The 22731-nt window shown below is 73.5% G+C and carries 16 protein-coding genes; 11 read left to right on the top strand and 5 right to left on the bottom strand.

Going from position 1 to position 22731, the window contains the following annotated elements; genetic code table 11:
• Positions 1 to 33 precede the first annotated feature (33 nt).
• On the bottom strand, positions 34 to 939 hold the full coding sequence (rfbD, locus tag B056_RS0108665) for a dTDP-4-dehydrorhamnose reductase (protein WP_026239480.1): 906 nt from the start codon (positions 937 to 939) through the stop codon (positions 34 to 36).
• Between the two features lie 121 nt (positions 940 to 1060).
• Here rfbD and B056_RS0108660 point away from each other — a divergent pair, with 121 nt between their 5' ends.
• Positions 1061 to 3235 (top strand): hypothetical protein, encoded by a 2175-nt coding sequence (locus B056_RS0108660; protein WP_018501478.1) that lies wholly within the window; start codon positions 1061 to 1063, stop codon positions 3233 to 3235.
• A 423-nt stretch (positions 3236 to 3658) separates the two neighbouring features.
• On the opposite strand, the gene B056_RS0108655 is transcribed toward B056_RS0108660, so the two are convergent.
• Positions 3659 to 4729, bottom strand: a complete 1071-nt coding sequence (locus tag B056_RS0108655; RefSeq protein ID WP_026239479.1) for a glucose-1-phosphate thymidylyltransferase — start codon at positions 4727 to 4729, stop codon at positions 3659 to 3661.
• 286 nt (positions 4730 to 5015) lie between these two features.
• Between B056_RS0108655 and B056_RS0108650 the strand changes: the two genes are divergently transcribed.
• The 4 genes from B056_RS0108650 (at position 5016) to B056_RS0108635 (ending at position 11160) form a co-directional block, all read left to right on the top strand.
• Positions 5016 to 6899, top strand: a complete 1884-nt coding sequence (locus B056_RS0108650) for an LCP family protein (protein WP_063826609.1) — start codon at positions 5016 to 5018, stop codon at positions 6897 to 6899.
• A gap of 255 nt (positions 6900 to 7154) precedes the next feature.
• Entirely contained in the window at positions 7155 to 8552 is a 1398-nt protein-coding gene (locus tag B056_RS0108645) for an LCP family protein (protein WP_018501474.1), read from the top strand.
• A gap of 198 nt (positions 8553 to 8750) precedes the next feature.
• Complete coding sequence (locus tag B056_RS35855) at positions 8751 to 9716, top strand: TIGR03089 family protein (protein ID WP_018501473.1); 966 nt, start codon at positions 8751 to 8753, stop codon at positions 9714 to 9716.
• 7 nt (positions 9717 to 9723) lie between these two features.
• Positions 9724 to 11160: a UDP-glucose dehydrogenase family protein gene (locus B056_RS0108635; RefSeq protein WP_051105578.1), complete on the top strand. Its 1437-nt coding sequence runs from the start codon at positions 9724 to 9726 to the stop codon at positions 11158 to 11160.
• 71 nt (positions 11161 to 11231) lie between these two features.
• Here the strand turns inward: B056_RS0108635 and B056_RS35850 are convergent, their stop codons facing one another.
• Positions 11232 to 11813, bottom strand: coding sequence for a beta-class carbonic anhydrase (locus B056_RS35850; RefSeq protein ID WP_018501471.1), 582 nt, complete (start codon positions 11811 to 11813; stop codon positions 11232 to 11234).
• A gap of 426 nt (positions 11814 to 12239) precedes the next feature.
• Here B056_RS35850 and B056_RS0108625 point away from each other — a divergent pair, with 426 nt between their 5' ends.
• The 5 genes from B056_RS0108625 to B056_RS0108605 all read left to right on the top strand — a co-directional run bounded on the left by B056_RS0108625 (position 12240) and on the right by B056_RS0108605 (position 18598).
• A complete protein-coding gene (locus B056_RS0108625; RefSeq protein ID WP_026239476.1) occupies positions 12240 to 12815 on the top strand; it encodes a GtrA family protein in 576 nt (191 codons plus the stop codon).
• A 245-nt stretch (positions 12816 to 13060) separates the two neighbouring features.
• Positions 13061 to 13699, top strand: a complete 639-nt coding sequence (locus tag B056_RS0108620; RefSeq protein ID WP_018501469.1) for a TetR/AcrR family transcriptional regulator — start codon at positions 13061 to 13063, stop codon at positions 13697 to 13699.
• 494 nt (positions 13700 to 14193) lie between these two features.
• Positions 14194 to 15447 carry a hypothetical protein gene (locus B056_RS0108615; RefSeq protein WP_018501468.1) on the top strand — a complete coding sequence of 418 codons (1254 nt, stop codon included), beginning with the start codon at positions 14194 to 14196 and terminating at the stop codon, positions 15445 to 15447.
• Between the two features lie 230 nt (positions 15448 to 15677).
• Entirely contained in the window at positions 15678 to 17918 is a 2241-nt protein-coding gene (locus B056_RS42575; RefSeq protein ID WP_154676925.1) for a hypothetical protein, read from the top strand.
• The gene (locus tag B056_RS0108605; protein WP_018501467.1) at positions 17915 to 18598 is read left to right on the top strand and encodes a hypothetical protein; all 684 of its coding nucleotides are present in this window, start codon (positions 17915 to 17917) and stop codon (positions 18596 to 18598) included. Before B056_RS42575 ends, B056_RS0108605 begins: the two co-directional genes overlap by 4 nt.
• Before the next feature lie 768 nt (positions 18599 to 19366).
• Here the strand turns inward: B056_RS0108605 and B056_RS0108595 are convergent.
• On the bottom strand, positions 19367 to 19876 hold the full coding sequence (locus B056_RS0108595) for a PH domain-containing protein (RefSeq protein WP_026239474.1): 510 nt from the start codon (positions 19874 to 19876) through the stop codon (positions 19367 to 19369).
• Positions 19877 to 20023: 147 nt separating this feature from the next.
• Positions 20024 to 21028 carry a biotin--[acetyl-CoA-carboxylase] ligase gene (locus B056_RS0108590; RefSeq protein WP_154676924.1) on the bottom strand — a complete coding sequence of 335 codons (1005 nt, stop codon included), beginning with the start codon at positions 21026 to 21028 and terminating at the stop codon, positions 20024 to 20026.
• 83 nt (positions 21029 to 21111) lie between these two features.
• On the opposite strand from B056_RS0108590, the gene B056_RS0108585 reads away from it, so the two are divergent.
• Positions 21112 to 22707 carry an acyl-CoA carboxylase subunit beta gene (locus tag B056_RS0108585; RefSeq protein ID WP_026239473.1) on the top strand — a complete coding sequence of 532 codons (1596 nt, stop codon included), beginning with the start codon at positions 21112 to 21114 and terminating at the stop codon, positions 22705 to 22707.
• Positions 22708 to 22731 lie beyond the last annotated feature (24 nt).

The raw sequence follows: 22731 nt of genomic DNA, 5'->3' as shown, positions 1-22731 counted from the left end.
ACCGGGCGGCCCGCCGGCGTGGCCACGCCGGTGTCAGCCGTGCAGCTCGGCGCCGAACTCGGCGAACGCGGCGGCGAACCCGTCCTCCCAGGAGCGCAGCGGCCGCAGGCCGGCGTCCAGCCACGACCGGGCCGAGAGCACCGAGTAGGCCGGCCGGCGGGCCGGGCGGGGGAACTCCTCCGTCGTCGTCGGCCGGACCTTCGCCGGGTCCTGGCCGAGCGCCGCGACGATCGCCCGGGCGAAGCCGTACCAGGTCGTCTCCCCGGCCGCGGTGCAGTGGTAGACCCCGGGCGCCGGGCGCGCGGTGACCAGGTCGAGCAGGCCGGCGGCGAGATCGGCCGACCAGGTCGGGCTGCCGTGCTGGTCCGCGACGACGGCGAGCTCGTCGCGCTCACGAGCCAGCCGGGCGATCGTCTTCACGAAGTTGCCGCCGGTACGCCCGTACACCCACGCCGTCCGCACGACGTACGACTCCGGGCAGAGCGCCAGGACGGCCTCCTCCCCCGCGAGCTTCGTCCGGCCGTACACCGACACCGGGGCCGGCGGGTCGTCCGCCTCGTAGGGCTTGGCCGCGTCACCGTCGAACACGTAGTCGGTGGAGAGGTGGACGAGTGCCGCGCCGGCCTGGGCGCACGCGGCGGCCAGGTGGGCCGCGCCGGTGGCGTTCACGGCGTACGCGCCCGCCTCGTCCGACTCGGCGCCGTCCACGTTCGTCCAGGCGGCGGTGTTGATCACGACCAGCCCGCCCTGGATCTTCGCCGGCCGGGCCTGGTCGGCGATGACCGCGCGCACCTGGGCCGCGTCGGCGAGGTCGAGCTCGGATCGGGCGAGCCCGCACCAGGCCCGCACTCGCGGGTTGTCAACCTGCGACGCCGCGTCGAGGAGACGACACAGATCGCTACCGAGCTGTCCACCGGCACCAGTGACGAGGATGCGCACCCCGCGAGTCTGGCAGACGTATCCGAACAGCCGGCGACACCCCGACAGTGACCTCGCCATCACGCGCAGTCGGCCGGACCGACACCGACCGGCCCGAGAAGGGGCGGCTACCCTGATCCCGGTGACGCCCGAGACGCCGATGACCGAAAAACCCGACCTGCGCGAGGATCAGTCCCGCAGGTCAGGCGGCCCGGCCGGCACGGGCACCGCGGAGGCCGCGACCGCCGGCCCGCAATCACCAGGTGGCCTCGAGGTGCCCCCCGGCCCGGATGTGCCAGCCGCACCGGCCACACCCGTCCCGGCCATCCCGGTCATCCCGGCGCCGGCCGACCCGGCGGCATCCGCGGTGGCGTCGGACGAGCCGGCGGCGAAGCCGGACGAGCCCACGCCCGGCGAGCCGGAGTCAGACGAGTCCGCGCCCGGCGAGCCGGCGCCCGGCGCCCGGCGCCCGCGACGTGGGCGGCGGGTACCGATCATCGTTCTACTGATCACCGCGCTGCATGTGGCCCTGCTCGTGACCTACTCGTTCGTGTACACGACCTGGACGGGCTACGACGAGGCCCAGCACGTCGACATGGTCTACGGCCTGCAGCACGGGGCCGGCTGGCCGGCACCGGGCGAGAAGATGATCGCCACCGGGGTGGCGGCGACGTCCGACGACTTCGACCGCGGCCGGTTCCAGGACATGTTCCAGTCCGGCGGCAAGCGGCGCGGCTCCCCGTCGTTCGCGGAGATCACCCCCACCCCGCGCGACGCCCGGCAGTCGTTCGACGAGCTCGGCGGGCCGACCCCGGTGGACGACGGCCGGCTGTCCAACCAGATGATCCAGCATCCGCCGCTCGTCTACGCCGTCGGCGCGGGCCTGCTGGAGGCGCTGCCCGGCTCCGAGCACTGGGCCTACGACCAGCAGGTGCTGGTCCTGCGGCTGCTCAACATCCTGATCGTGGCCCCGCTGCCGCTGCTGGCGTGGGCCGCGGCGCGCCGGTTCGGCCTGCGCGGCCCGCTCGCCACGGCCGCGGCGGCCCTTCCGCTGGCGATCCCCGGGTTCACCCGGGTCGGCGCCACCTTCAACAACGACGGCATCCTCATCCTGGCGACCGGTGCCCTCACCGTGGTCCTGGCCGGCGTCGTCCGCGGTGACCTGCGCCGGCGGACCGCGGGGTGGGCCGGCCTCTGGTTCGGCGTGGCCATGCTGTCCAAGGCCTTCGCCTTCGCCCTCCCCTTCACGATCGCCGCCGCCTACCTGGTCGGCTGGCTGCACGCCCGGCGAGCCCAGGCCAGCGCCGAGATCGGGGCCGCGTCCGGCGCCGAGCCTGCTCGGGGCGAGGGCCGGGTCCGGCTGCCGCTGCCGCCGGCGGCGATCGCGGTCGGGCTCGGGCTGGTCATCGGCGGCTGGTGGTGGATCCGCAACTACCTGCTGTACGACGCTGTCCAGCCGAACGGGTGGGCCACGAACCCGCCGCGCCGCGAGGCCCTCCTGCTCCCCGACTCCTTCCTCACCTGGTTCTGGTACTTCGTCCGGACGATGATCAGCAGGTTCTGGGGCGGTCTCGGCATGTTCGAGCCGCCGCAGCTCTCCCCGGTCGCGATCGTCGCCGCGACGGCGGTCACGACCGTCCTGTGCGCCCTCGCCGTGATCACCGCTGCCCGGCGGGCCCCGGCCCCCGCCCCGCCGCCCGCCGGAACACCAGCCTCGTCGCCCGCCGGGGCATCTGCCGGGAGCCTCGGTTGGCCGGCTCGGCTGGCGGCGCCGCTGGTACTGCTCGCCCCGGTGGCCTTCGCGTACCTGATGGTCGGGCAGCGCAGCTGGGCCGAGTACGAGCGGTACACCCGCGGCATCGCCGTGCAGGGCCGCTACCTGTACCTGGGAATCGTCGGGCTCGCGGTCGTCACGGTTGCCGGGCTCGGCCGGCTGCTGGGCGCCCGGGCCCGGTGGGCACCGGTGATCGTGCTGGCCGGCGGGCTCGTCATGCAGGCCCTCGCCCTGCTCGCCGTGTGCAGCTACTACTGGCTGCCGCGCCAGGTCTCCTTCACTCCCGCCCGTGTCCCGGACGTCGTGACCGCGATCTCCCGCTGGGCCCCGCTCCCCGCCGGCGTCACCATCACCGTCATCGTCGGGATGGCGCTGCTGTGGATCATCGCCCTCACGTTCGCCCTCATTCCGGCCCTGCGCCACCGCACCACCGCCGGTACCGGCACCGGCACGCCCGACGGCACCACCGGCACGCCCGCCGACATCGGCATCGGCATCGCCGGCACGCCCGACGGCGCCCCCGTCGGCACGCCCGCAGGCTGACCGCCGCCCGTCAGGGCAGGCCGAACCGGCTGATCCGCAGCATCACAGCACCGCAGCACCCACCAGATCGCTATCTATTGGACAAAACCCCCACCCCTGGGGGTGGCCTGCTCGCCGTTTGGCATCCTTCTCGCCGCTCCAGAGCGGATTCGCCCGGAATGCCACCCGAAACGGCGAGAAGGAGATCAAACGGCGAGTAGCCGAGCGCCCGAAACGGATCGACCGGGGTCGGCCAGGCCCGACCGAACCCGCCAGAATCGCCAGGGCCAGCCCGAGCCCGAGAGCCAGGGCCGGACAAACCCGACCGGGCCGAGCCAGAGCCGACAGGACCCGCCAAGCCCGACCGGGCCGAGCCAGAATCGACAGGACCCGCCCAAGCCCGACCGAGCCGACCGGGCCCGCCACCGTCGGATCGAGGCTCGTTCAGGTCGTCGCGACCGAGACCCGGGAGTGGTCGCCGATCATCAGACGGTGCGCCCTGGGGAGCGCGCTCGACGGTACGACCTCGGCGTCCCGCCCGATGAGGGAATCCTCGATGCGGCCGATGCCGCGGATGGTGGCCCGCTCGAGCACGATCGAGTACTCGATCTCGGTCTGTTCGACGACGCACGAGTGGTAGATCGAGGTGAAGGGACCTACGTAGGTGTCGACCAGCCGGGTGCCCCGGCCGATGATCGCCGGGCCGCGCACCGTCGAGCGCACCAGGGAGGCGCCCTCCTCGATCACCACCCGACCGACGATGGTGCTGTGCTCGTCCACGGTGCCGTGGATGGCGGGCTCGATCGACTCGAGGATGTGCCGGTTGGTCTCCAGCATGTCGTCGAGCCGGCCGGTGTCCTTCCAGTAGCCCTCGACGAGGTGCGGCGCGACCTCGTAGCCGCCGTCCACGAGCCACTGGATCGCTTCGGTGATCTCGAGCTCGCCGCGCCCCGAGGGCTTGATCGAGCGGACGGCCTCGTGGATCGCGAGGCCGAACATGTAGACACCGACGAGCGCGAGGTCGCTCGGCGGGTCGGCGGGCTTCTCGACGAGCCGGATGATCCGGCCGTCCGCGCCGAGCTCGGCGACGCCGAACGCCGAGGGGTTGTCGACCTTGGTGAGCAGGATGAGCGCGTCGGAGGTGGCGCGCCGGAACTCCTCGACCAGCCCGGAGATCCCTCCGATGATCATGTTGTCGCCGAGGTACATCACGAACGGCTCGTCGGCGAGGAAGTCCCGCGCGATGAGGACGGCGTGCGCCAGACCGAGGGGCGCTTCCTGGCGGATGTAGGTGACCGTGATGCCGAACTGAGATCCGTCGCCGACCGCGCTCTCGATCTCGGCAGCCGTCTCACCGACGATGATCCCGACGTCGGTGATCCCGGCGCCGCGGATCGCCTCGAGCCCGTAGAACAGCACCGGCTTGTTGGCGACCGGCACGAGTTGCTTGGCGGAGGTGTGGGTGATCGGCCGAAGACGGGTCCCGGAGCCACCGGCGAGCACGAGTGCCTTCATGATCCGAAACCCTATCGTGGGCCGTTCCGGGAGACAGGCACTGACGGAAGGTAACCAAAACGTGATGCACGCCACAGTCAGATCTCCCGTCCAACCTTTCCTTGCGACAAGTTCACGCGGACGCCGACCCGCGAGCGCTTACGCCGTCACCTTCCGGGTACGTTGAGTAACCAAGGGGTGCGGGTCTCCGACGCCGCCGCGGACCGGGCTGCCAGCCGTCCGACGGGCCGGCCGGTCGACCGACAGGCACGCCGACATTCCCGGCACACCACAGAGGGGGGACGCGGTGACCGGCGCTGGACCGCGCACCTCGGCAGGGTCCCGGCAGGGGCCTGAGCCGCCCCGCACCGGTTCCGACCCGGCGGTGGGCTGGCGGCGCAGGCCCAGGCGGCGGCCGCGCGCACGTTCACTCCGGCGCGAGGTCACCCACACGGGCCAGGACGGGTCGGACGCCGAGCTCACCGGACTCACCGAGCCGGGGCGGGGGCCGGGGCCGAACCAGGCCGACCACGACCACGGCGCCCACCACGACCACCAGCACAGCCACAGCCACAGCCACCAGCACGGCGACGGCGACACCGATCTCGATCCCGGCGACGCGAACGGCCACGGCGACGACAGCGGCGCCGGCGGCCACGGCGGCCACGGGTCACGGCGGCTTCCGCCGCCGGCCGGCCGGCCGCGTGGGGTGGCGTCGCGGGTCGCCGTCGTCCTCTCCGCCATCCTGTCCTGCCTGATCTTCGCCTTCGCCGTCGGCGGGTTCGCCGTCTACGAGCACTTCGACCGCCAGATCAACCGGCTACGGCTGAGCCTGGACGGCGAACGCCCGGCGGGCCCCGTCGAGGGGACGACCAACTTCCTGCTGGTGGGCTCGGACAGCCGGGCCGGCACCGGCGGTGAGTTCCAGCGCGGCGGCGAGGTCGCCGGCCAGCGCTCGGACACCACGATCCTCGCCCACCTCGACGCGAACGGGACGACGACGCTTGTGTCGTTCCCCCGCGACACCCTCGTGCGCATCCCCGGGCACGGCCGGGACAAGCTGACCCAGGCGATCTCCATCGGCGGCCCGGGGCTGCTGGTGCGGACCATCGAGGACCTCACCGACATCCGCGTCGACCACTACGTGTCCGTGGACCTCGCCGGCTTCCGCGAGATGACCGACGCGATCGGCGGGGTGACGGTCTGCGTGAAGGCGCTGCCGGACGGGCGGCGGAGCAACCTGCGCGACGAGTGGTCCCAGTGGCGGGGGCAGGTCGGCGAGAACCACCTCAACGGCGACCAGGCCCTCGCGTTCGTCCGCCAGCGCCACGGCCTGCCCGACAACGACTTCGACCGCATCCGCCGGCAGCAGCAGTTCATCGGGGCGGTCTTCCGCAAGGCCACCGGCGACGGCGTGCTGACGAACCCGGCCCGGCTGGAGAACCTGATCAGCGCGGTGACCCGCGCCCTGACCATCGACGACGGGACGGACATCGAGGATCTCCGGCTGCTCGCGAAGCGGATGGGCTCGATGAGCTCCGACCAGATCAGGTTCGTGACGATCCCCGTGCACGCGCCGTCGCCGGCCGAGGGCGGGAACGCGCTCGGTGAGCTGCCCCGGTTCGGCTCCGTGCAGCTGTACGACCAGGCCCAGCTCGACGCCTTCCTGGCGCCGCTGCGCCCCCGGGACAACACAGACCCGACGGTCGCCCCCGGCCCGCCGGCGTCGCCGCCGGGCGAGGTCTCCGTCGACGTGTTCAACGCCGCGCGGGTCGGGGGGCTCGCGACGACTGTGCGCGGTGACCTCGCCGATCTCGGGTTCCACGTCGGAACCCCGCGGGACTGGCCCGGCGGCGGGCTCCAGACCAGCGAGGTGCGGTACGGGCCCGGCCAGGAGGCGGCGGCGCGCGCGGTGCGGGCCGTCGTGCCCGACGCCAGGCTCGTCCCCGACGACGACCTGGCCGACCGGGTCTCCCTGGTGCTGGGCAGGTCGTTCGAGAAGGTGGACCCCTCCGGTGTCCCCGCCGCCGGGGCCCGGGCGGTCTCCGGCCCACGCCCGTCGGCACCGGGCGGCGCCCCGGCCGGGTCCGCGGGGTCGACGGGATCCACCGGGCCAACCGGGCCCGGAGTGCCCACCAGGCCGACCGCCCCGGTGACGGCGACCGAGCTGACCACCGGCTGCACGTACTGACCTGCGGCGGGCCGCCCGTATCCGCGGGCCGCCCGCGGCGCTTACGAACGGCGCGTATGTGTGGGGCGTCACACCCCACCCTTGGACTACCTGAAGCAACCGCCGGACGGCGCCGGACGTCTCAAGCCTGCGATGAGACGCCCGATAAACGCGCTTTCAGGAGAAAGATCCGACCTGATCTGGTCGGATCCGGCCGAACCGCTCGCGCCCGCGACCTGGCGTCCACCGAGCCCACGCGAGCCGCGCCTCCCGCAGGTGCGTCCCGCGGAGCCGCACTTCCCGGAGCCACGCCCGGGGCCGTATGCCCCGGAGCCGGACGCCCCGGAGCCGCATGTTCCCGGAACGGGCGTCGGGGAGCCGGCGCCGGCGCTCGGGCCGCCCACCGCGCTGCCGCCCGAGCTGAGCCCGCGGCTCGTCCGCCGGCGGCGTTCCACGCTGCGCCGGCTGTCCGTCACGCTGGTCGCGATGGTCTCGCTGTGCGTCCTGGGGGCCACCTCGGTCGGGTGGGCCGCGTACCGGCACTTCGACAACGCGATCGACCGTCAGGACTGGACGCCCGTCGCCGGGGCCCGGCCCGCGGAGGTCCCGGGCGACCTGAACGTCCTGCTGCTCGGCAACGACAGCCGGGAGGGCACCCACGGCGAGTTCGGCGACCCGGGCGGCAGCCGGTCGGACACGACGATCATCGCCCACTTCGACGCGGACCGCTCCGTCACACTGGTGTCCTTCCCGCGCGACACGCTCGTGCCCGTCGTGCCCGCGGCCGCCGCCACCGCCCCGGACGGCCGATCGAAGATCGCGGACATCATCCCGCTCGCGGGGGTACCCGGCCTGATCTCGACCCTCGAGGCCTTCACCGGGCTCAAGATCAACTACACCGTCTCGATCAACCTCGCCGGCTTCCGCGCCATGACGGACGCCGTCGGCGGCGTCACGGTGTGCGTCCGGCCACTGCCCGACGGCAGTACCCGCAACCTGCGCGACCGGGAGTCGGGGTGGCGGGGCCAGCTCGGCGAGAACCGGCTCGACGGCGACCAGGCGCTGGCGTTCGTACGCACCCGCAAGGCCCTGGGCGAGGAGCGGCTGCGCATCCTGCGCCAGCAGCAGTTCCTCTCCCGGCTGCTCGACGCGGCGACGAGCACCGGTGTGCTCACCAACCCCGCGCGGATCACCAGCCTGCTCGGCGCGGTCGGCGGGGCGCTGCAGATCAGTGACAGCCTGACCCAGACCGAGATGCTCCGGCTGGCGAAGCGGGTCAGCGAGCTCGGCCCGGGTGGCCTGCGGTTCATCACGATCCCGACGTACGTCCCGCTGCCCTCGGACGGAGCCGTCGACGAGATGGGCACGATCCCGCCGCACGGCATGGTCCTGCTGCACGACCCGGCCGGCCTGGAGGCGATCGTGGGCCCGATGCGGGCCACGGCCGAGAACGGCGGCACCCCCGGATCGCCCACGGCACCGGACGTCGCCGCGACAGCCGGCACCCTCCCCGGCACGACAGGCCCCGGCGCCGCGCTCCCCGGCGCCGCGCCTCCCGGTACGACGGGCCCCGACACACTGTCCGACCGCACCGCGGTCCCGGGCACGACGCCGGCCGGCGGCACCGCCACGGGGACGACGCCGCTACCCGCCGACACCTCCTGCACCCCCTGACCGTCGAGCCCGACCGAGGGGACCCGGACCGCGGGGCGCGAGCGGCGTCCACGCCGTGTCGTGCCGGTGAATGTCCGAGGTGAGGGCGGGAGTCGGTAGCGTTACCGTCCGCGGCGGATCGCCGGCACTCAGCTCGCCGGAACCCGACCACCGCCGGGCCCGCCCGCCGACGAACGACCGGATTGGAGACCGGAACAGTTGGACGTCCGGTTCGTCCCAGCACCGTCGATCCTCACCGGCGGCTCCGTTCCTGCCGGCGGCTCCGTGCCGCCCGACGCGCCGCCCGCGCGGTTCCCCGGGGTGGCCGCCGCGCTCGCCGCGCGGCTCGCCCGCGATCCGGCGCGCCCGATGATCACTTTCTACGACGACGCCACCGGCGAGCGGGTGGAGTTCTCCACCACGACGTTGGACAACTGGGTGGCGAAGACCGCGAACCTGCTCGGTGACACGGTCGGCCTGGTCCCCGGGGACGCGGTGGGCGTCGACCTGCCGGCGCACTGGACGACCTGCGTCATCCTGCTGGCGGCCTGGTCGGCGGGGCTGGAGGTGCGGGTGGCCGTCGACCCGGCGGCGCCGGGCACCGGCACCGGCACCGCGCCGGACGAGCTCGGCGTGGTCTTCGTCAGCGAGGACCGGGTCGAGATCGCCACCGGCCTGGGCGTCGACGAGATCGTCGCGCTGTCGCTGCGCCCGCTCGGTGGGCGGCTGCGCCGTCCGGTGCCCGGTGTGCTCGACTACGCCGTCGAGGTGCCGCCGCACGGCGACCGCTACGCGGCGCCGCCGCCGCCCGCGGGCCAGGCGGAGCTGATCCGCGTCGCCGAGAACGTCGCGCGGCGCGCCGGGCTGGGTCCGGACGACCGGATCCTCACCGCGGCCGGCCCCGCCACCCCCGCCGGCCTGCTCAGCGCGATCCTCCTGCCGCTGGTCAGCGGCGCCTCGGTCGTGCTGTGCCGCAATCTGGACGGCCTCGAACCGGCGGCGCTGGCCCGCCGGGCCGACAGTGAGCGGATCACCGTGGTGGACTGGTCCGTCCCGGGGCCGCTCGCCGCGGCCCTGCCGGCCGGGATCCGTCCCATCAGCCCCGACGGCCCTGTCAGCCCCGTCGACTCTGTCAGCCCCGTCGACTCTGTCAGCCCCGTCGACGCCCGCGCCCGGCAGCGGTAGCGAAGCCATGGCGGGCGACCCGCGGTCCCCCGGGCCGCCCACGACGGGCGGCCCGCCAGCCGTCCGTCGCATCGGTGTGGTCGGGACGGGCTATCTCGGTGCCACCCACGCGGTCTGCATGGCCGAGCTGGGCTACGAGGTGATGGGGCTCGACACGGACGCCGACAAGGTCCGCCGGCTCGGCGCGGGCGAGGTGCCGTTCTTCGAGCCGGGGCTCGAGGAGCTGCTGCGCAAGCACCTGGAGGCGGGTCGGCTGTCGTTCACCGGCGACCCCGCCGAGGTCGCCGGGTGGGCCGACGTCCACTTCATCTGCGTCGGCACGCCGCAGCGCGCCGGTGACGGCGCCGCCGACATGACCTACGTGGACGCCGCCGTCGAGACACTGATCCGTGCCGGCCTGCGGCCGGACGCGCTCGTCGTCGGCAAGTCGACCGTGCCGGCGGGCAGCGCCGAGCGGCTCGCGCGCCGGCTGGCAGCGGGCACCGGCGGCACCGGGCCTGGCGAGGCCCGGGCTGGCGAGGCCGACGCCGGCGAGGCCGCGGCTGGCGGCGGGGCCGAGCTGGCCTGGAATCCGGAGTTCCTGCGCGAGGGGTTCGCCGTCGACGACACGCTGCGTCCGGACAGGCTGGTCTTCGGGGTCCGGCCGGGTGGGCGCGGAGAGGCCGTGCTGCGGGCCGTCTACGCGGCGACGATCGAGGCCGGCACACCCGTGATCGTCACCGACTACGCCACCGCCGAGCTGGTGAAGGTCGCGGCGAACGCCTTCCTGGCCACCAAGATCTCCTTCATCAACGCGATGTCGGAGGTCTGCGACGCCGCCGGCGGGGACGTGACGAGCCTGGCGCGGGCGCTGTCCCACGACGCCAGGATCGGCGGGCGGTTCCTGCGGCCGGGGATCGGCTTCGGCGGCGGCTGCCTGCCCAAGGACATCCGCGCCTTCCACGCGCGGGCGGCCGAGATCGGGGCCGGCCCGGCGCTGGGCTTCCTGACCGAGGTCGACCGGATCAACCTGCGGGCCCGGCAGCGGACCGTCAGTCTGATCACCCGGACCCTCGGGGGGCAGGTGGCGGGCCGGCGGATCACGGTGCTCGGCGCGGCGTTCAAGCCGAACTCGGACGACATCCGCGACTCACCGGCCCTGGAGATCTCCGCCGAGCTGCACCGGGCCGGCGCGCGGGTGGTCGTGTACGACCCGGCCGCGATGGCCAACGCCCGGCGGCGCTTCCCCGAGCTGGAGTACGCGCCGTCCGCGCACGAGGCGGCGACCGGCGCGGACGCGCTGGCGGTGCTCACCGAATGGACCGAGTTCCGTGACCTGGACCCGGACGCGCTCACCCCGCGGGTGGCGGGGCGGGTCGTCGTCGACGGCCGACACGCGCTGGACGGCCCGACCTGGCGCCGGGCCGGGTGGGCGTACCACGCGCTCGGCCGTCCGCCGGCCTGACCAGCGGCCCGTCTGACCACCCGGCCACCGCTGACGGCCACCGACGGCCACCGGGCCGTCGGACGCGCGGGTCAGGCGGTCGCCTGGGTGGGCTCCGCCGCGGCCGACCGTGGGATCTCGGTGATCTCATCGAGCTCACCGGTCTCGACGTCGTACACGAAACCGCGCACCGAGGTCGAGGCGCGCAGGAACGGTGACGAGCGCAGCACGGTGATCGACCGCCACACGTCCTGTGCGGCGCTGGTGAACGCCTGGAGCCGCCACGCCGGGCGCACGCCTGTCCGCTCCGCCAGCGAGGCGCGGAAGCCCTCGTCGGTGAGCGTCTCCATGCCGCACCTGGTGTGGTGGACGAGGATGATCTCGGTGGTCCCGAGCGCGTGCTGGCTGACGGCCAGCGACCGCTCGATGTCCTCGGTCACCACCCCGCCGGCGTTACGCAGGATGTGCGCGTCGCCCTCCGCGAGACCGAAGATCGCCTCGAGGTTGATGCGGGCGTCCATGCAGGCCACGATGGCCACGCCGGTGGCCGGGCTGGCCGGCCGGGCCGGGCCGCCGCCGCCCGCCGCACGGCGCCGGGCGGCGAAGCTCGCCGCGCGTCCCAGCAGGATGTCGGTCGTGCCCTGGGCGTGTCCGAGGTCTTCGGGCGCGCTCATGACCGGGGGGTCACCTCCGTCGGTTACGTCGCTCACACGGCGTCACCGCCGCGGAGGCCTGCCACTCTGACAAGGATGCAGTGGACGGGACGTCCACCGCCACCCATCTGCCGCAATCGGGCAGGTGCGTCGGATCACGGCACCCCCCCAGGAGTGCCGACGTATCACGCAGCGCACAGCTGGGAACACTAAGGCAGTGACTTGTCACTCGACGCCGTCCGTACCCCGGCCACGCCGAGGCGCCGCTCCCGGCCGGCGCGCCCGCCCCGGCCGGGGCACGATGGCAGACGCCGCACCACCGGGGCCCGGCGGAGCACCCGGGCGGCGGGCGTGGTTCTCCTCAAGGAACGGACGCCGGCCGGTAAACGGACGATTCGGGACGGCGACCGGACAGTCGTCGACGGAGTGCGCATTCGGGGGTGGCAGATGGCGCCGCACAGGTCGTCGGTAGTCTCTCCTGGTGGTCAAAATCGATGTTCTCGAAGTCGATCGGCGCCGCCCGTGGTGAGCCATCGGGTTCCACGTTCACCACTTCAGGTACTCATCCATGAGGTGGGCAAGTTCGGCATCGTCGGCGCGGCCTGCTACGCGATCGACTTCGCCGTCTCGAACCTGTGTCACACCCTTCTCGGGATGGGCCCGCTCAGCGCGAAGACCGTGTCGACGGTGGTCGCGGCGACCTGCTCCTACGTCGGCAACCGGCAATGGTCGTTCAACCATCGGGCCCGGACGGGCCTGCGCCGGGAGTACACGCTCTTCGTGATCCTGAACGCGGTGGGGCTGGCCATCGCGCTGGCCTGCCTGGGCTTCGCGAAGTACGTGCTGCACTTCGAGGGCGTGCTCGCGTTCAACCTGTTCGGGAACGTCCTGGGCACGGGGCTGGGCACGGTCTTCCGGTTCTGGGCGTACAAGAAATACGTCTTCCTGCACCCGGACCACCCGAAGGTGGTGGTACCTCCGGCGAAGAGCGACCGGGTCCCCGAGCCCGCCGGCCAGGCCTGATCCACCCGGGGCGCCGCGAGGCTTCGGGTCCTTCGTGACCCGGAGTCGACCGGTGCCCTGTCCCGTTCTCATCCCGTCGGGACTCCAAGGGAACCATGGGGTTCCGGTACCGATCAGTTCTCCTGACGCCCGGCTGCGCTAGGCTCTCGAGGCCAGCCCATGCACAGCGTGCCCGGTTCTCCACCAGTGGTGACCCACTCACCGGGACCGCCGCGCAGCCGGTTCGAGGTCCAGGAGGGTGCGCCGTGACGCGGCCGACGCTCGCATCGCCCCGGCCGGGCGGTCGCCCGCGCGACGACAGCCGCGACGGCGCGATCCGCCAGGCGACCCTCGAACTGCTCGCGGAGCACGGCTACGACGGCGTGACCATGGACCGGGTCGCCACCCGCGCCAAGGCCGGGAAGGCCACCATCTACCGGCGCTGGCCGTCCAAGGTCGCGCTGGTGATGGATTCGATCACCCAGTTCACCGAGCAGACCCTGCAGGTCCCCGACAGCGGCTCGCTGCGGGCCGAAATGATCGCCTTCCTGACCGTGTTCCACGAACTGGTCGGCAGCGAGCAGGGCCGGATCATGGCCGAGATGGTCTCCGAGATGCCGCGCAACCCGGAACTGCGCGCCGCCGTGCGCGAGCGCATGTGGAGCCAGCGCAAGTCGATGTCCGAGGTCATCATCACCCGTGGGATCGCACGCGGCGAGATAACGCCGACGGCCGATCCGAACATCCTGATGGAAGTCGGCACCGCGCTGATCCTGCAGCGGCTGCTCATCACCGGGGACCCGGTCGACCCCGCCTTCATCGCGCACGTCGTGGACGACGTGATCATCGCCTACGCCCGCCGCGGCGACCGCGCCCCGGCCGACCGCGAGGCCCGGCAGGCCTGAGCCGATCCCGGCCGGTCCGCACCAATCCCGGCAGGCCTGAGCCGATCCCGGCGCCGGCGGGCCACCCGGAGAACACGGGCACGGGCGCCCGGTCACCGCGCTTTCACCGCCACCCCACAACGGACACGGCGGCGAGACAACGACGGGACACCACCACGGTGGACCGGCGACGCATCCGCTCCGTGTTGTGACGGTATGGGAACCAGAACCGATCAGTCATGTCCGAAATACGACCCGCGCCTTCGTAATCAACACGGAACTCCTACGCTTGGGCAGGCACCTGGTGTCGAACCCTCACCAGACCCTCCGCGGGCACCCGCACGACGCCCTCCGGGGGTGAGGGGCGACCTGGCGCCCGCAAACGCCCGGCACCTCGACGCCCAGCTCATCCGGCGCCGTCGCGCGGGGCGGTCTCAGGTACCGCCGTTCCACCGCCGGCCACGGTCCACGCCGACCGTCGACGCGGGCGACATAGGCACATCAGGAGGAACGTCATGCAGCCACCGAACCCGGGTCCGCAGGACCCGGACGCCGAGACCCGGCGGGTCGACAGCGGTGGCCAGGGTTACGGCGACGACGCCGAGACCCGGCTCGCGAACGACGGCGGCTACGCGGCGCACCCCGGTGACGAGGCGACCCGGCGCGTCGACGGCGGCGCGGCGGGCGGCTACCAGCAGGGCGGCTACCAGCAGGGCGGTTACCAGCAGACCGGCGGTTACCAGCAGCCCGGCTACGGGTCCACCGGCGGCTACCCGCAGCAGCCGGGCACCGACTCGGGCTACGGCCAGCCCCAGTCGGGCCAGCAGGGCTACCAGCAGCCCGGCTACGGCCAGCCGGGGTACGAGGGCTACGGCCAGCAGAACCCACCCGGCCAGCAGGGCTACCAGCAGACCCAGGCCTTCCCGCCCGGCTACGGCGCCACGCCGGGCGCGGAGGGCTACGGCCAGACGAGCCAGCAGCCCGGCTACGGCGACTACGGCCAGCAGGGCTACCAGACCGAGGGCTACCAGCAGCCCGGCTACCCGCCGTCGGGCTACGAGGGCTACCCGCCCGGCGGCTACCAGGGCGGCCCGGGCGGCCCCGGCGCGCCCGACCCGAACAAGCGCCGCAACATCATCATCATCGCCGTGGCCGCGGCCGTGGCACTGGCCATCGCGATCCCGGTCGCGCTGGTCGCGACGGGTGGCTCCGACGACAAGCCGACGCCGCCCGTCGCCGCGGGATCGTCGACCCCGTCCGCCTCCGCGAGCCCCAGCGCCACCCCGTCAGCGGTTCCGACCAGCGCGTCTCCGTCGCCGTCGGCGTCCCCGTCAGCGAGCGGCGGCCCGCTCACGGCGGCGCAGTCGGCACTGCTCGCGAAGCTCGACCCGACGACGATGACCGACTGCGAGGCGAACCCCGGCGGCGAGGACGAGGACATCGACGCCTCGCTGTTCTGCACCGCCGACAACGGCCAGCTTGTCGCCGCCTACCACTATGTGGACGCCGCGCACCTCGACAACGACGTCGAGTTCCGCAAGACCCAGGTCGAGGACAAGGGCGACTGTCAAAACGGGGACCCCGACATCTTCACCTGGAACTTCCACGAAGGTCAGACCGAGGGCACGGCCCTTTGCTACTACTACGAGAACAGTTTCTTCATCTTCTGGAGCTACGACAGCGACCAGGTCTCGTTCATGGCGCTGAACGACAACGCCAGCGCTCTCTACGAGTGGTGGACCAAGTTCGACCCGATCCCGCGAAGCTGAGCGACCGCCGGCATCCGGCGGTGGCGCCCGGCTCCCCGCCGCGCTCCCGCCGGATGCCCAGCGCCCGCCGGGGACGGCCCGTCACGGGCGCAACAGGGCGCTGACCAGGGCAGCACGGGACGATCCGGCGGAACCATGTGCCTACCCTGTGACGCGCGGCATCATCAACGTGGTGCCATCATCCGTCCAGGCAGCCTCCATTCCGGCCAGATCCCCTCTCGGGAGGAATCGTGCCCAGCCATGGCCCCGGCGACGACGGCGTGTCGCCCGTCCCTGAGCCGCCGGCAGGCCCGCTCTCGTCGCGTGACGACGCGCAGACCGCCGCGGACATCGAGGACGAGCTGGACAGCACGCAGATCCTGCGGCCGGACACCGCCCAGTCCGGCCTGTCGCTCAATGCCCCGCCGCCCGGCGGCCAGGGGTGGAGCGGACCCCCCGCACCCCCTGCGGCGTCTCCGCGCGGTCCGGTGTCGTTCAGCGGCGGTCCCGCGCCCGGTGGCTTCCCAGGTCTGCACCCTGGTCCGCACACGGGTCCGCAGCCGCCGGCGCCGGGCCAGCCGCCCGCGCCGGGCGGCCCGAGCGGGCCGGGATGGTCGCCCCCCGGCGCCGCGCCGGGCGCCGGCTATCCGCCGCCCCCGGGCGGAGGCGGCTATCCACCCCACCCCGGTGACCGTGGCTTCCCACCCCCGCCACCGGGGCCACCCGGCCAGCCCGGGCCGCCCCGCGGGCCCGGGTCCCCGGGCCCCGCTGTGCCACCCGGGCAGTTCGGACCACCGGCACCGCACGCGCCCTACGGCCAGCCCGCGCCAGCCGGATCCCACACCCCCTACGGCCAGCCGCCGCCCGGCCAACCCCCGGCACCCGGCCAGCCGCTGCCGTACGGCCAACCGGTGCCGCCGGGCCAGCCGCCGGCGCCCGGGCAGGCTCCGTACGGCCAAGCCCCGTACGGCCAAGCCCCGTATGGCCAGGCTCCGTACGGCCAAGCCCCGTATGGCCAGCCGGCGCCCGGGCAGCCGGCCTACGGGCAGGTGCCGCCGGGCCAGCCGCTGTACCGGCAGCCGACTCCGTACGGGCAGCCAGGGCCGCACGGCAGGCCCGGACCGGACCTCCCGCCGATCCCGCCGGGGCGGGGAAACCCACCCGGACCGCACTTCCCACCCGGGCCGTCCGGGGCGTTCGGCCCGCCGGGCTCCGCCAGGGAGGATGTCTCCCCCAGTGATCCCGGTGCCGCGGACGGCCCCGGGCCCGGCACGGCGCCGACGCCCGCCGAGGCCCAGAACGAGCCGCCGGGCGACGAGCTGACCTATCGGCTCGCCCCGCCGGGGCCTCCCCCCGCCGTCCCGGACCGGGCGGTCTCCCACGCCGGGGACGGCCCCGGGGCCGACGAGATCGACGCGGCCGAGGCCGGTACCACGCGGACCCCCCGACCCGAGCCGGCCGCGCCCGCGCCGTCGGCCGCGGCCGATGGCGGGGACCACGACGACCGGGCGTCCGGGTTCCCACCCCTGACCGGGCCACACCCGTTGCCGCCGCCGCCCAGGGAGTCGTTCACCGTGCGGCGCCCGACGCTGCCGCCGCCCGGCCGCATCTCGGACGGGCCCGTCTGGCCGGTGCCGCCGCCCAGCTACCTCGACTCGCCGTCCGGTGGCGGTCTGCTGCCGGCGATCCCGCCCGACATCACGATGGCCGGTGACGGCCCGGCCGGCGACCTCCCGCCGGGGTCCGGTCGTTCACCCGCGCCCGAGTTCTCCTCCGAGTTCCCGGCCGGCTCCGACTACCAGACCGGTTCGGAGTACCCGGCCGGATCAGGGTTCCCGCCCGCCGGCGGCGCCGGTGAGGTGCCCCGGCCGGCCGGGCGGCCGGGCCGCGGTGTGATCATGATCGCCGCCGTGGCCGCCGTGATCGTGATCGGCGCGGTCATCGGCATCGTGCTGGCCACCCGCGGAGACGACAGCGCCGAGACGACGGCCACCTCGGCCCCGCCCGCGGCCGCGGCCGTCCCGACGAACGTCCCCGGTGACACCCCGGCGGGGCAGGAGCAGCCGACACCGGCGACCAGCAGTCCCGAGGACACCCTGCGCTCGCTGCTCAACCCGGTCACGATGACGGGCTGCGAGACACCGCAGGAGAGCGACAGCGCCTACGCGGACGCCACCCTGCAGTGCGTGGGTGCCGGAGGCGTGACGGTGATGGCTTACCACTTCCCGGACCGCTCCGCGCTCGACCGCCAGATCGGGGCACGCGAGACCTACTACACCGATCTCGGCAACTGCGACGACGGCCAGCAGAGCTCCGAGGACTGGAACTCGCCACTGGAGCCCAACGGCGGATCCCGGCTGTGCTACCTGTTCGCCGAACGCTTCATCACGTTCTGGAGCATCAACGACGACCTGGTCGCGTTCTCCGCGTCGGACCCCGACCCGAAGCGGCTGGTCACCTGGTGGCAGACGTTTGACCCAGTCCGCCGATGAGACGGCTCCTGCCGGCGGACGCGCGGGCGCGCGTCCTGATCCCCGGCGGGCTGGCCCTGGCCGCCGTCGTCACAGCCGGGGTGCTGATCGCCCTCGCGGCCGGCGGGCCGTCCACCTCGGCTGAACCGGACACCGGGAGATCACAGCCACCGACGGTCTCCGCGTCCCCTGTTCTCCCGACCACGACCACGGGCACCTCGCCCGAACCAGCGGACCTGGACGGCCCCGAGCGCGAGCTGGTGGCACGGCTGTCCTCGTTCGAGCTCACCAACTGCCGGGGAGCCACCGCCGAGACCGGCGCCCCGGGCGAATCGGGCGACCCGACCGACCCACGGGCGGCCGGGGTCCAGGCCGCGCTGCGGTGTGTGCCGGGGGTGGCCGCGTCCGGGACACCGCCGGCCGGCGTCCTCGTGCTCGGCTACGTCGACGAGGCGGCCGTGGCCTCCGACGCGGCCCGGCGCGCGGCGACGATCGTGGACGTCGGTTCCTGCGAGGCGGGCCAGACCAGCACCGAGGCGTACCTGCTGCCGTCCCGGCGCACGGGCACGTTCGTCTGCCAGGCCACTCCCGACCGCTTCGCCGCCTACTGGACGATCGACAGCGAGCGGGTGGCCTTCATCGCGCAGGGCGCCGACCCGGCTGGGCTGATCACCTGGTGGCGCGACTTCGACCCGCTCTGACAGGTTGTCACAGCATGATCGCCTGACAGCCCGTTCCGCGAGAATTGATCGACCACCGGGAATCGCCCCCCGAGGCCGCCGCGTGGCTCCAGGGCCGCGTCGCTCCGGGCCCCGAAGCCGCGCGGTCGCCTGCCCAGGGTCCCGACGCCGCCGGCCCTTGGGGGCCCTGGGCGCGGCGCGGCGCGACAAGTATTCGCGCGGCCCGGCCGCCCTGCGCGGCGCCGCGGAACCGTGGCGGTTGGGGTTGGGGTTGCGGTTGCGGTTGCGGTTGCGGGGCAGCCTGGACTCACTCGCTGGCCACACATCGCCCGGCGACGAGGCCCCGACTGTCGGTGGGCCTTTTCGGTGGGCCTGTTGGCGGGGCTTCGAGCTGATGGTGGAGGCTCCGGGTCCGTTTCTGGTACTCGACTACTCGCCGTTTGATTTCTTTCTCGCCGTTTCCGACAGCATTCCCAGGGAAATCGGCTCCGAAAGGGCGAGGAGGCTGCCAAACGGCGAGCAGGCCACCCCGACATGCGAGGGATTTGTCCACTAGATCACGGTTGCGCCGTGCCGTGATGGTGGCGCGGGCCGTGGCTTCGCCGCTCGTGCGAGCGGGACCGGGTCGGCTCCCAGCTTCCGGCCCCAGCTCCCGGCCCGCGGGCCGCGCGGCCCGCGCGGCCCGGGGCGTTCGCCTCTGCCTGCCCTCGAATCTGCCGGCCCTCGAAGCCCGAGGCCCGAGGCCCGAAAAACCAGGTCAGGCCCCTTCCAGGGCGGGCGGCGGTCCGGTCAGCCGCCGGAGCGGCGGCGGACGTCCGCCGCCTCGGCCAGCTCGTACAGGGTGGCGTGTATCTCCTCGACCCGCGGGACGTGCGAGAGGACCATCCGCCCGCGTTCGCCCGCGCTCTCGATGGAAAGCGTCCCCGCGCCGAGCAGGCGGTCGAGCAGGCTCTGCTCGTAGGAGACGTCGTTGAGCCAGACGAGCGGGATGTCGCGCCCGGAGCGGGTCACGATCCCCTCGCGGATCATCAGCCGCTCGGTGGTGATCACGTAGTGGGTGGTGATCCAGCGCAGCCACGGGGCCACTCCGAAGTACCCGATGGCCGTCAGCCCCAGGGCGAGGATCAGGTACTGGACCGCCTCGCGCAGGAAGCCGTCCGGAACGAAGAACACGCCGAGGGTCGTGAGGCCGAGCGCGGCGACGACGGAGAGCACCGGCGCCACCAGGCTGCCCCAGTGCGGGTGCAGGTGGAGGACCACCTCTTCGTCGTCGGTCAGAACGTCGTCGGGAAACGCCACCACCTGATCGTCGCATCCCGGACGACCGTGGCACACCGGTGGGCCGCCCCAGCTGGCACAACACGCTGTAATCAGCGCGACCGCGGTCAACGGTGGCCGTGGTCAACGGTGTCGCGGTCGGCGCGACCGCGGCCAGCGCGACCGCGGTCAGCGCAGATGGACGATGTCGGCGGCGCTGAACGCCCGACCGTCGACGATGAGCCGGCCGAGCTCGTCGACGTCGGTCGCGGTGCCGAGCGTGGACGTCCCGTCCGGGAGCTCGACGCGGACCCGCCGGCCCAGCGTGGCGCACGCGTCGCGGTACTCACCGCGGGCCCGCTCGGGCGCATCCTCCCAGCGGCCCAACGCCTCGACGAGGTCGGTCAGCAGGGCCCCGAGCAGGGCGGAGCGGTCCAGCCGGGCGGGGTCGGCGCCGAGCAGCAGCAGGCTGGTGGAACGCGGTGGCAGTTCGGCGGCGCGGGCGGTGACGTTCAGCCCGAACCCGATGACGGCCGCCGGCGGCACGGCCGGGCTCGGGGCCAGCTCCACCAGGATGCCGGCGAGCTTCGCCCCGTCGACCTGCACGTCGTTCGGCCATTTCAGCACCGCCGGCACGCCCGCGTACCCGCGCAGCGTGCGCACGAGCGAGGTACCGACGACCATCGGCAGCCAGCCGAGCCACCGGGCCCCGGTCTCCGGGCGCACGAGCACGGACACCATGAGCCCGGCGCCGGCCGCGGACTCCCAGGAACGGTCGAGCCGCCCGCGGCCCGCGCTCTGCCGTTCGGCGGCGAGCACGAGCCCAGCCGGGGCGCCGCCCGGCACCGCAGCCGCCCCGGCCACCCCGGGCAGGCCGGTCGTGCCAGTGGCGACAGTCGTGCCGGGCAGGCCGGGCAGGCCGGGCAGGCCGGTCGTGCCGGGCAGGCCGCGGGCGATCCGTCCGAGCTCGGCGTTGGTCGAGTCGATCTCGTCGACGACGGCGAGCGCCAGGCCGAGGCGGGCGGCGAGCGGGCGCAGGGCGTCGACGTCCAGCGGACGTCGTGATCCCGGCGGCACCGCCGGTGCGCCCGGCGGCACCGCCGGGTCGGGGCTGTGACCTGTGGCGGGGGGCGAGACGGCCGGCGCGGCGGGGGCCGTTCGCCGCCCGGGGGACTCGGCGGGATGCACTGGCACGGGACCACCTTCCCAGAGGTCGGGTGAGACGGTCTCCACATCAATCGAGCACGTGGACCACCGACCGCCGTACGCTTCGCGGTATGGCTCTCCCGGCTTCCCCGCAAGAACCGTCGCCCGAACCGCACAGCACAGCCGGCCGCCTCGCCCGGCTGCAAGCGGTGACCGACGAGGCCGTCCACGCTGGTTCGCAGCGCGCGGTGGACGCGCAGCACGCCAAGGGAAAGATGACGGCCCGGGAGCGGATCGAGGCGTTCCTCGACCCCGGTTCGTTCGTGGAGACGGACGCGTTCGCGCGGCACCGCTCACACGACTTCGCGATGGACCGCAACCGCCCCTACGGCGACGGCGTCGTCACCGGCTACGGCACGGTGGACGGCCGTCAGGTCTGCGTCTTCAGCCAGGACTTCACCGTCTTCGGCGGCAGCCTTGGTGAGGTCTTCGGGGAGAAGATCGTCAAGATCATGGATCTCGCGCTCAGGACGGGAGTGCCGGTCGTCGGGATCAACGACTCCGGCGGCGCGCGGATCCAGGAGGGCGTCGTCTCGCTCGGCCTGTACGGGGAGATCTTCTACCGCAACGTGATGGCGTCCGGCGTCGTGCCGCAGCTTTCGCTGATCATGGGCCCGTGCGCGGGCGGCGCGGTGTACTCACCCGCGATCACCGACTTCACGCTCATGGTCGACCAGACCAGCCACATGTTCATCACCGGCCCGGACGTGATCAAAGAGGTCACCGGCGAGGACGTCGGCATGGAGGAGCTGGGCGGCGCCACCACCCACAACTCCCGCAGCGGCGTCGCGCACTTCCAGGCCGCGGACGAGGCCGACTGCCTGGAGCTGGCCCGCGCCCTGCTGTCCTACCTGCCGTCGAACAACATGGACGAGGTGCCGACCTACACCGAGGTCGCCGACGTCGAGGCCGAGGTCGACCCGGAGCTCGACACGTTCATCCCGGATTCACCGAACACCCCGTACGACATGCATCATGTGATCGAGCGGATCCTGGACGAGGAGGACTTCCTCGAGGTCCACGCCCAGTTCGCGCAGAACATGATCGTCGGCTTCGGGCGCATCGACGGCCGCTCGGTCGGTGTCGTCGCCAACCAGCCGATGCAGTTCGCCGGCACCCTGGACATCGACGCCAGCGAGAAGGCCGCGCGCTTCGTGCGCACCTGCGACGCGTTCAACATCCCGGTGCTGACGTTCGTGGACGTCCCCGGCTTCCTGCCGGGCACGTCGCAGGAATGGAACGGCATCATCCGGCGGGGCGCCAAGCTCATCTACGCCTACGCCGAGGCGACCGTTCCCAAGGTGACGATCATCACGCGGAAGGCCTACGGCGGCGCGTACGACGTCATGGGTTCGAAGCACCTGCGCGCCGACATCAACCTGGCCTGGCCGACGGCCGAGATCGCCGTGATGGGCGCCCGCGGCGCGGTGAACATCATCTATCGCCGCGAGCTCGCCGGCTCGGAAGAGCCTGAGCAGCGCCGCAGCGAGCTGATCCAGGACTACACCGACCATTTCGCGACGCCGTACATCGCCGCGGAGCGCGGCTACCTGGACGCCGTCATTCCGCCGTCGGTGACGCGGCGCGAGGTCATCCGAGCACTGCGTCTGCTGCGCACCAAGCGCGCGACACTCCCGCCGAAGAAGCACGGCAACATCCCGCTGTAGAACGCCCCGCCGTAGCAGGACCAC

The sequence above is a fragment of the Parafrankia discariae genome (genome assembly GCF_000373365.1).
GTDB classification, from domain to species: domain Bacteria; phylum Actinomycetota; class Actinomycetes; order Frankiales; family Frankiaceae; genus Parafrankia; species Parafrankia discariae.
Note: the sequence above shows the minus strand (reverse complement) of the source record. Positions and strands in the feature narration are given on the sequence as shown.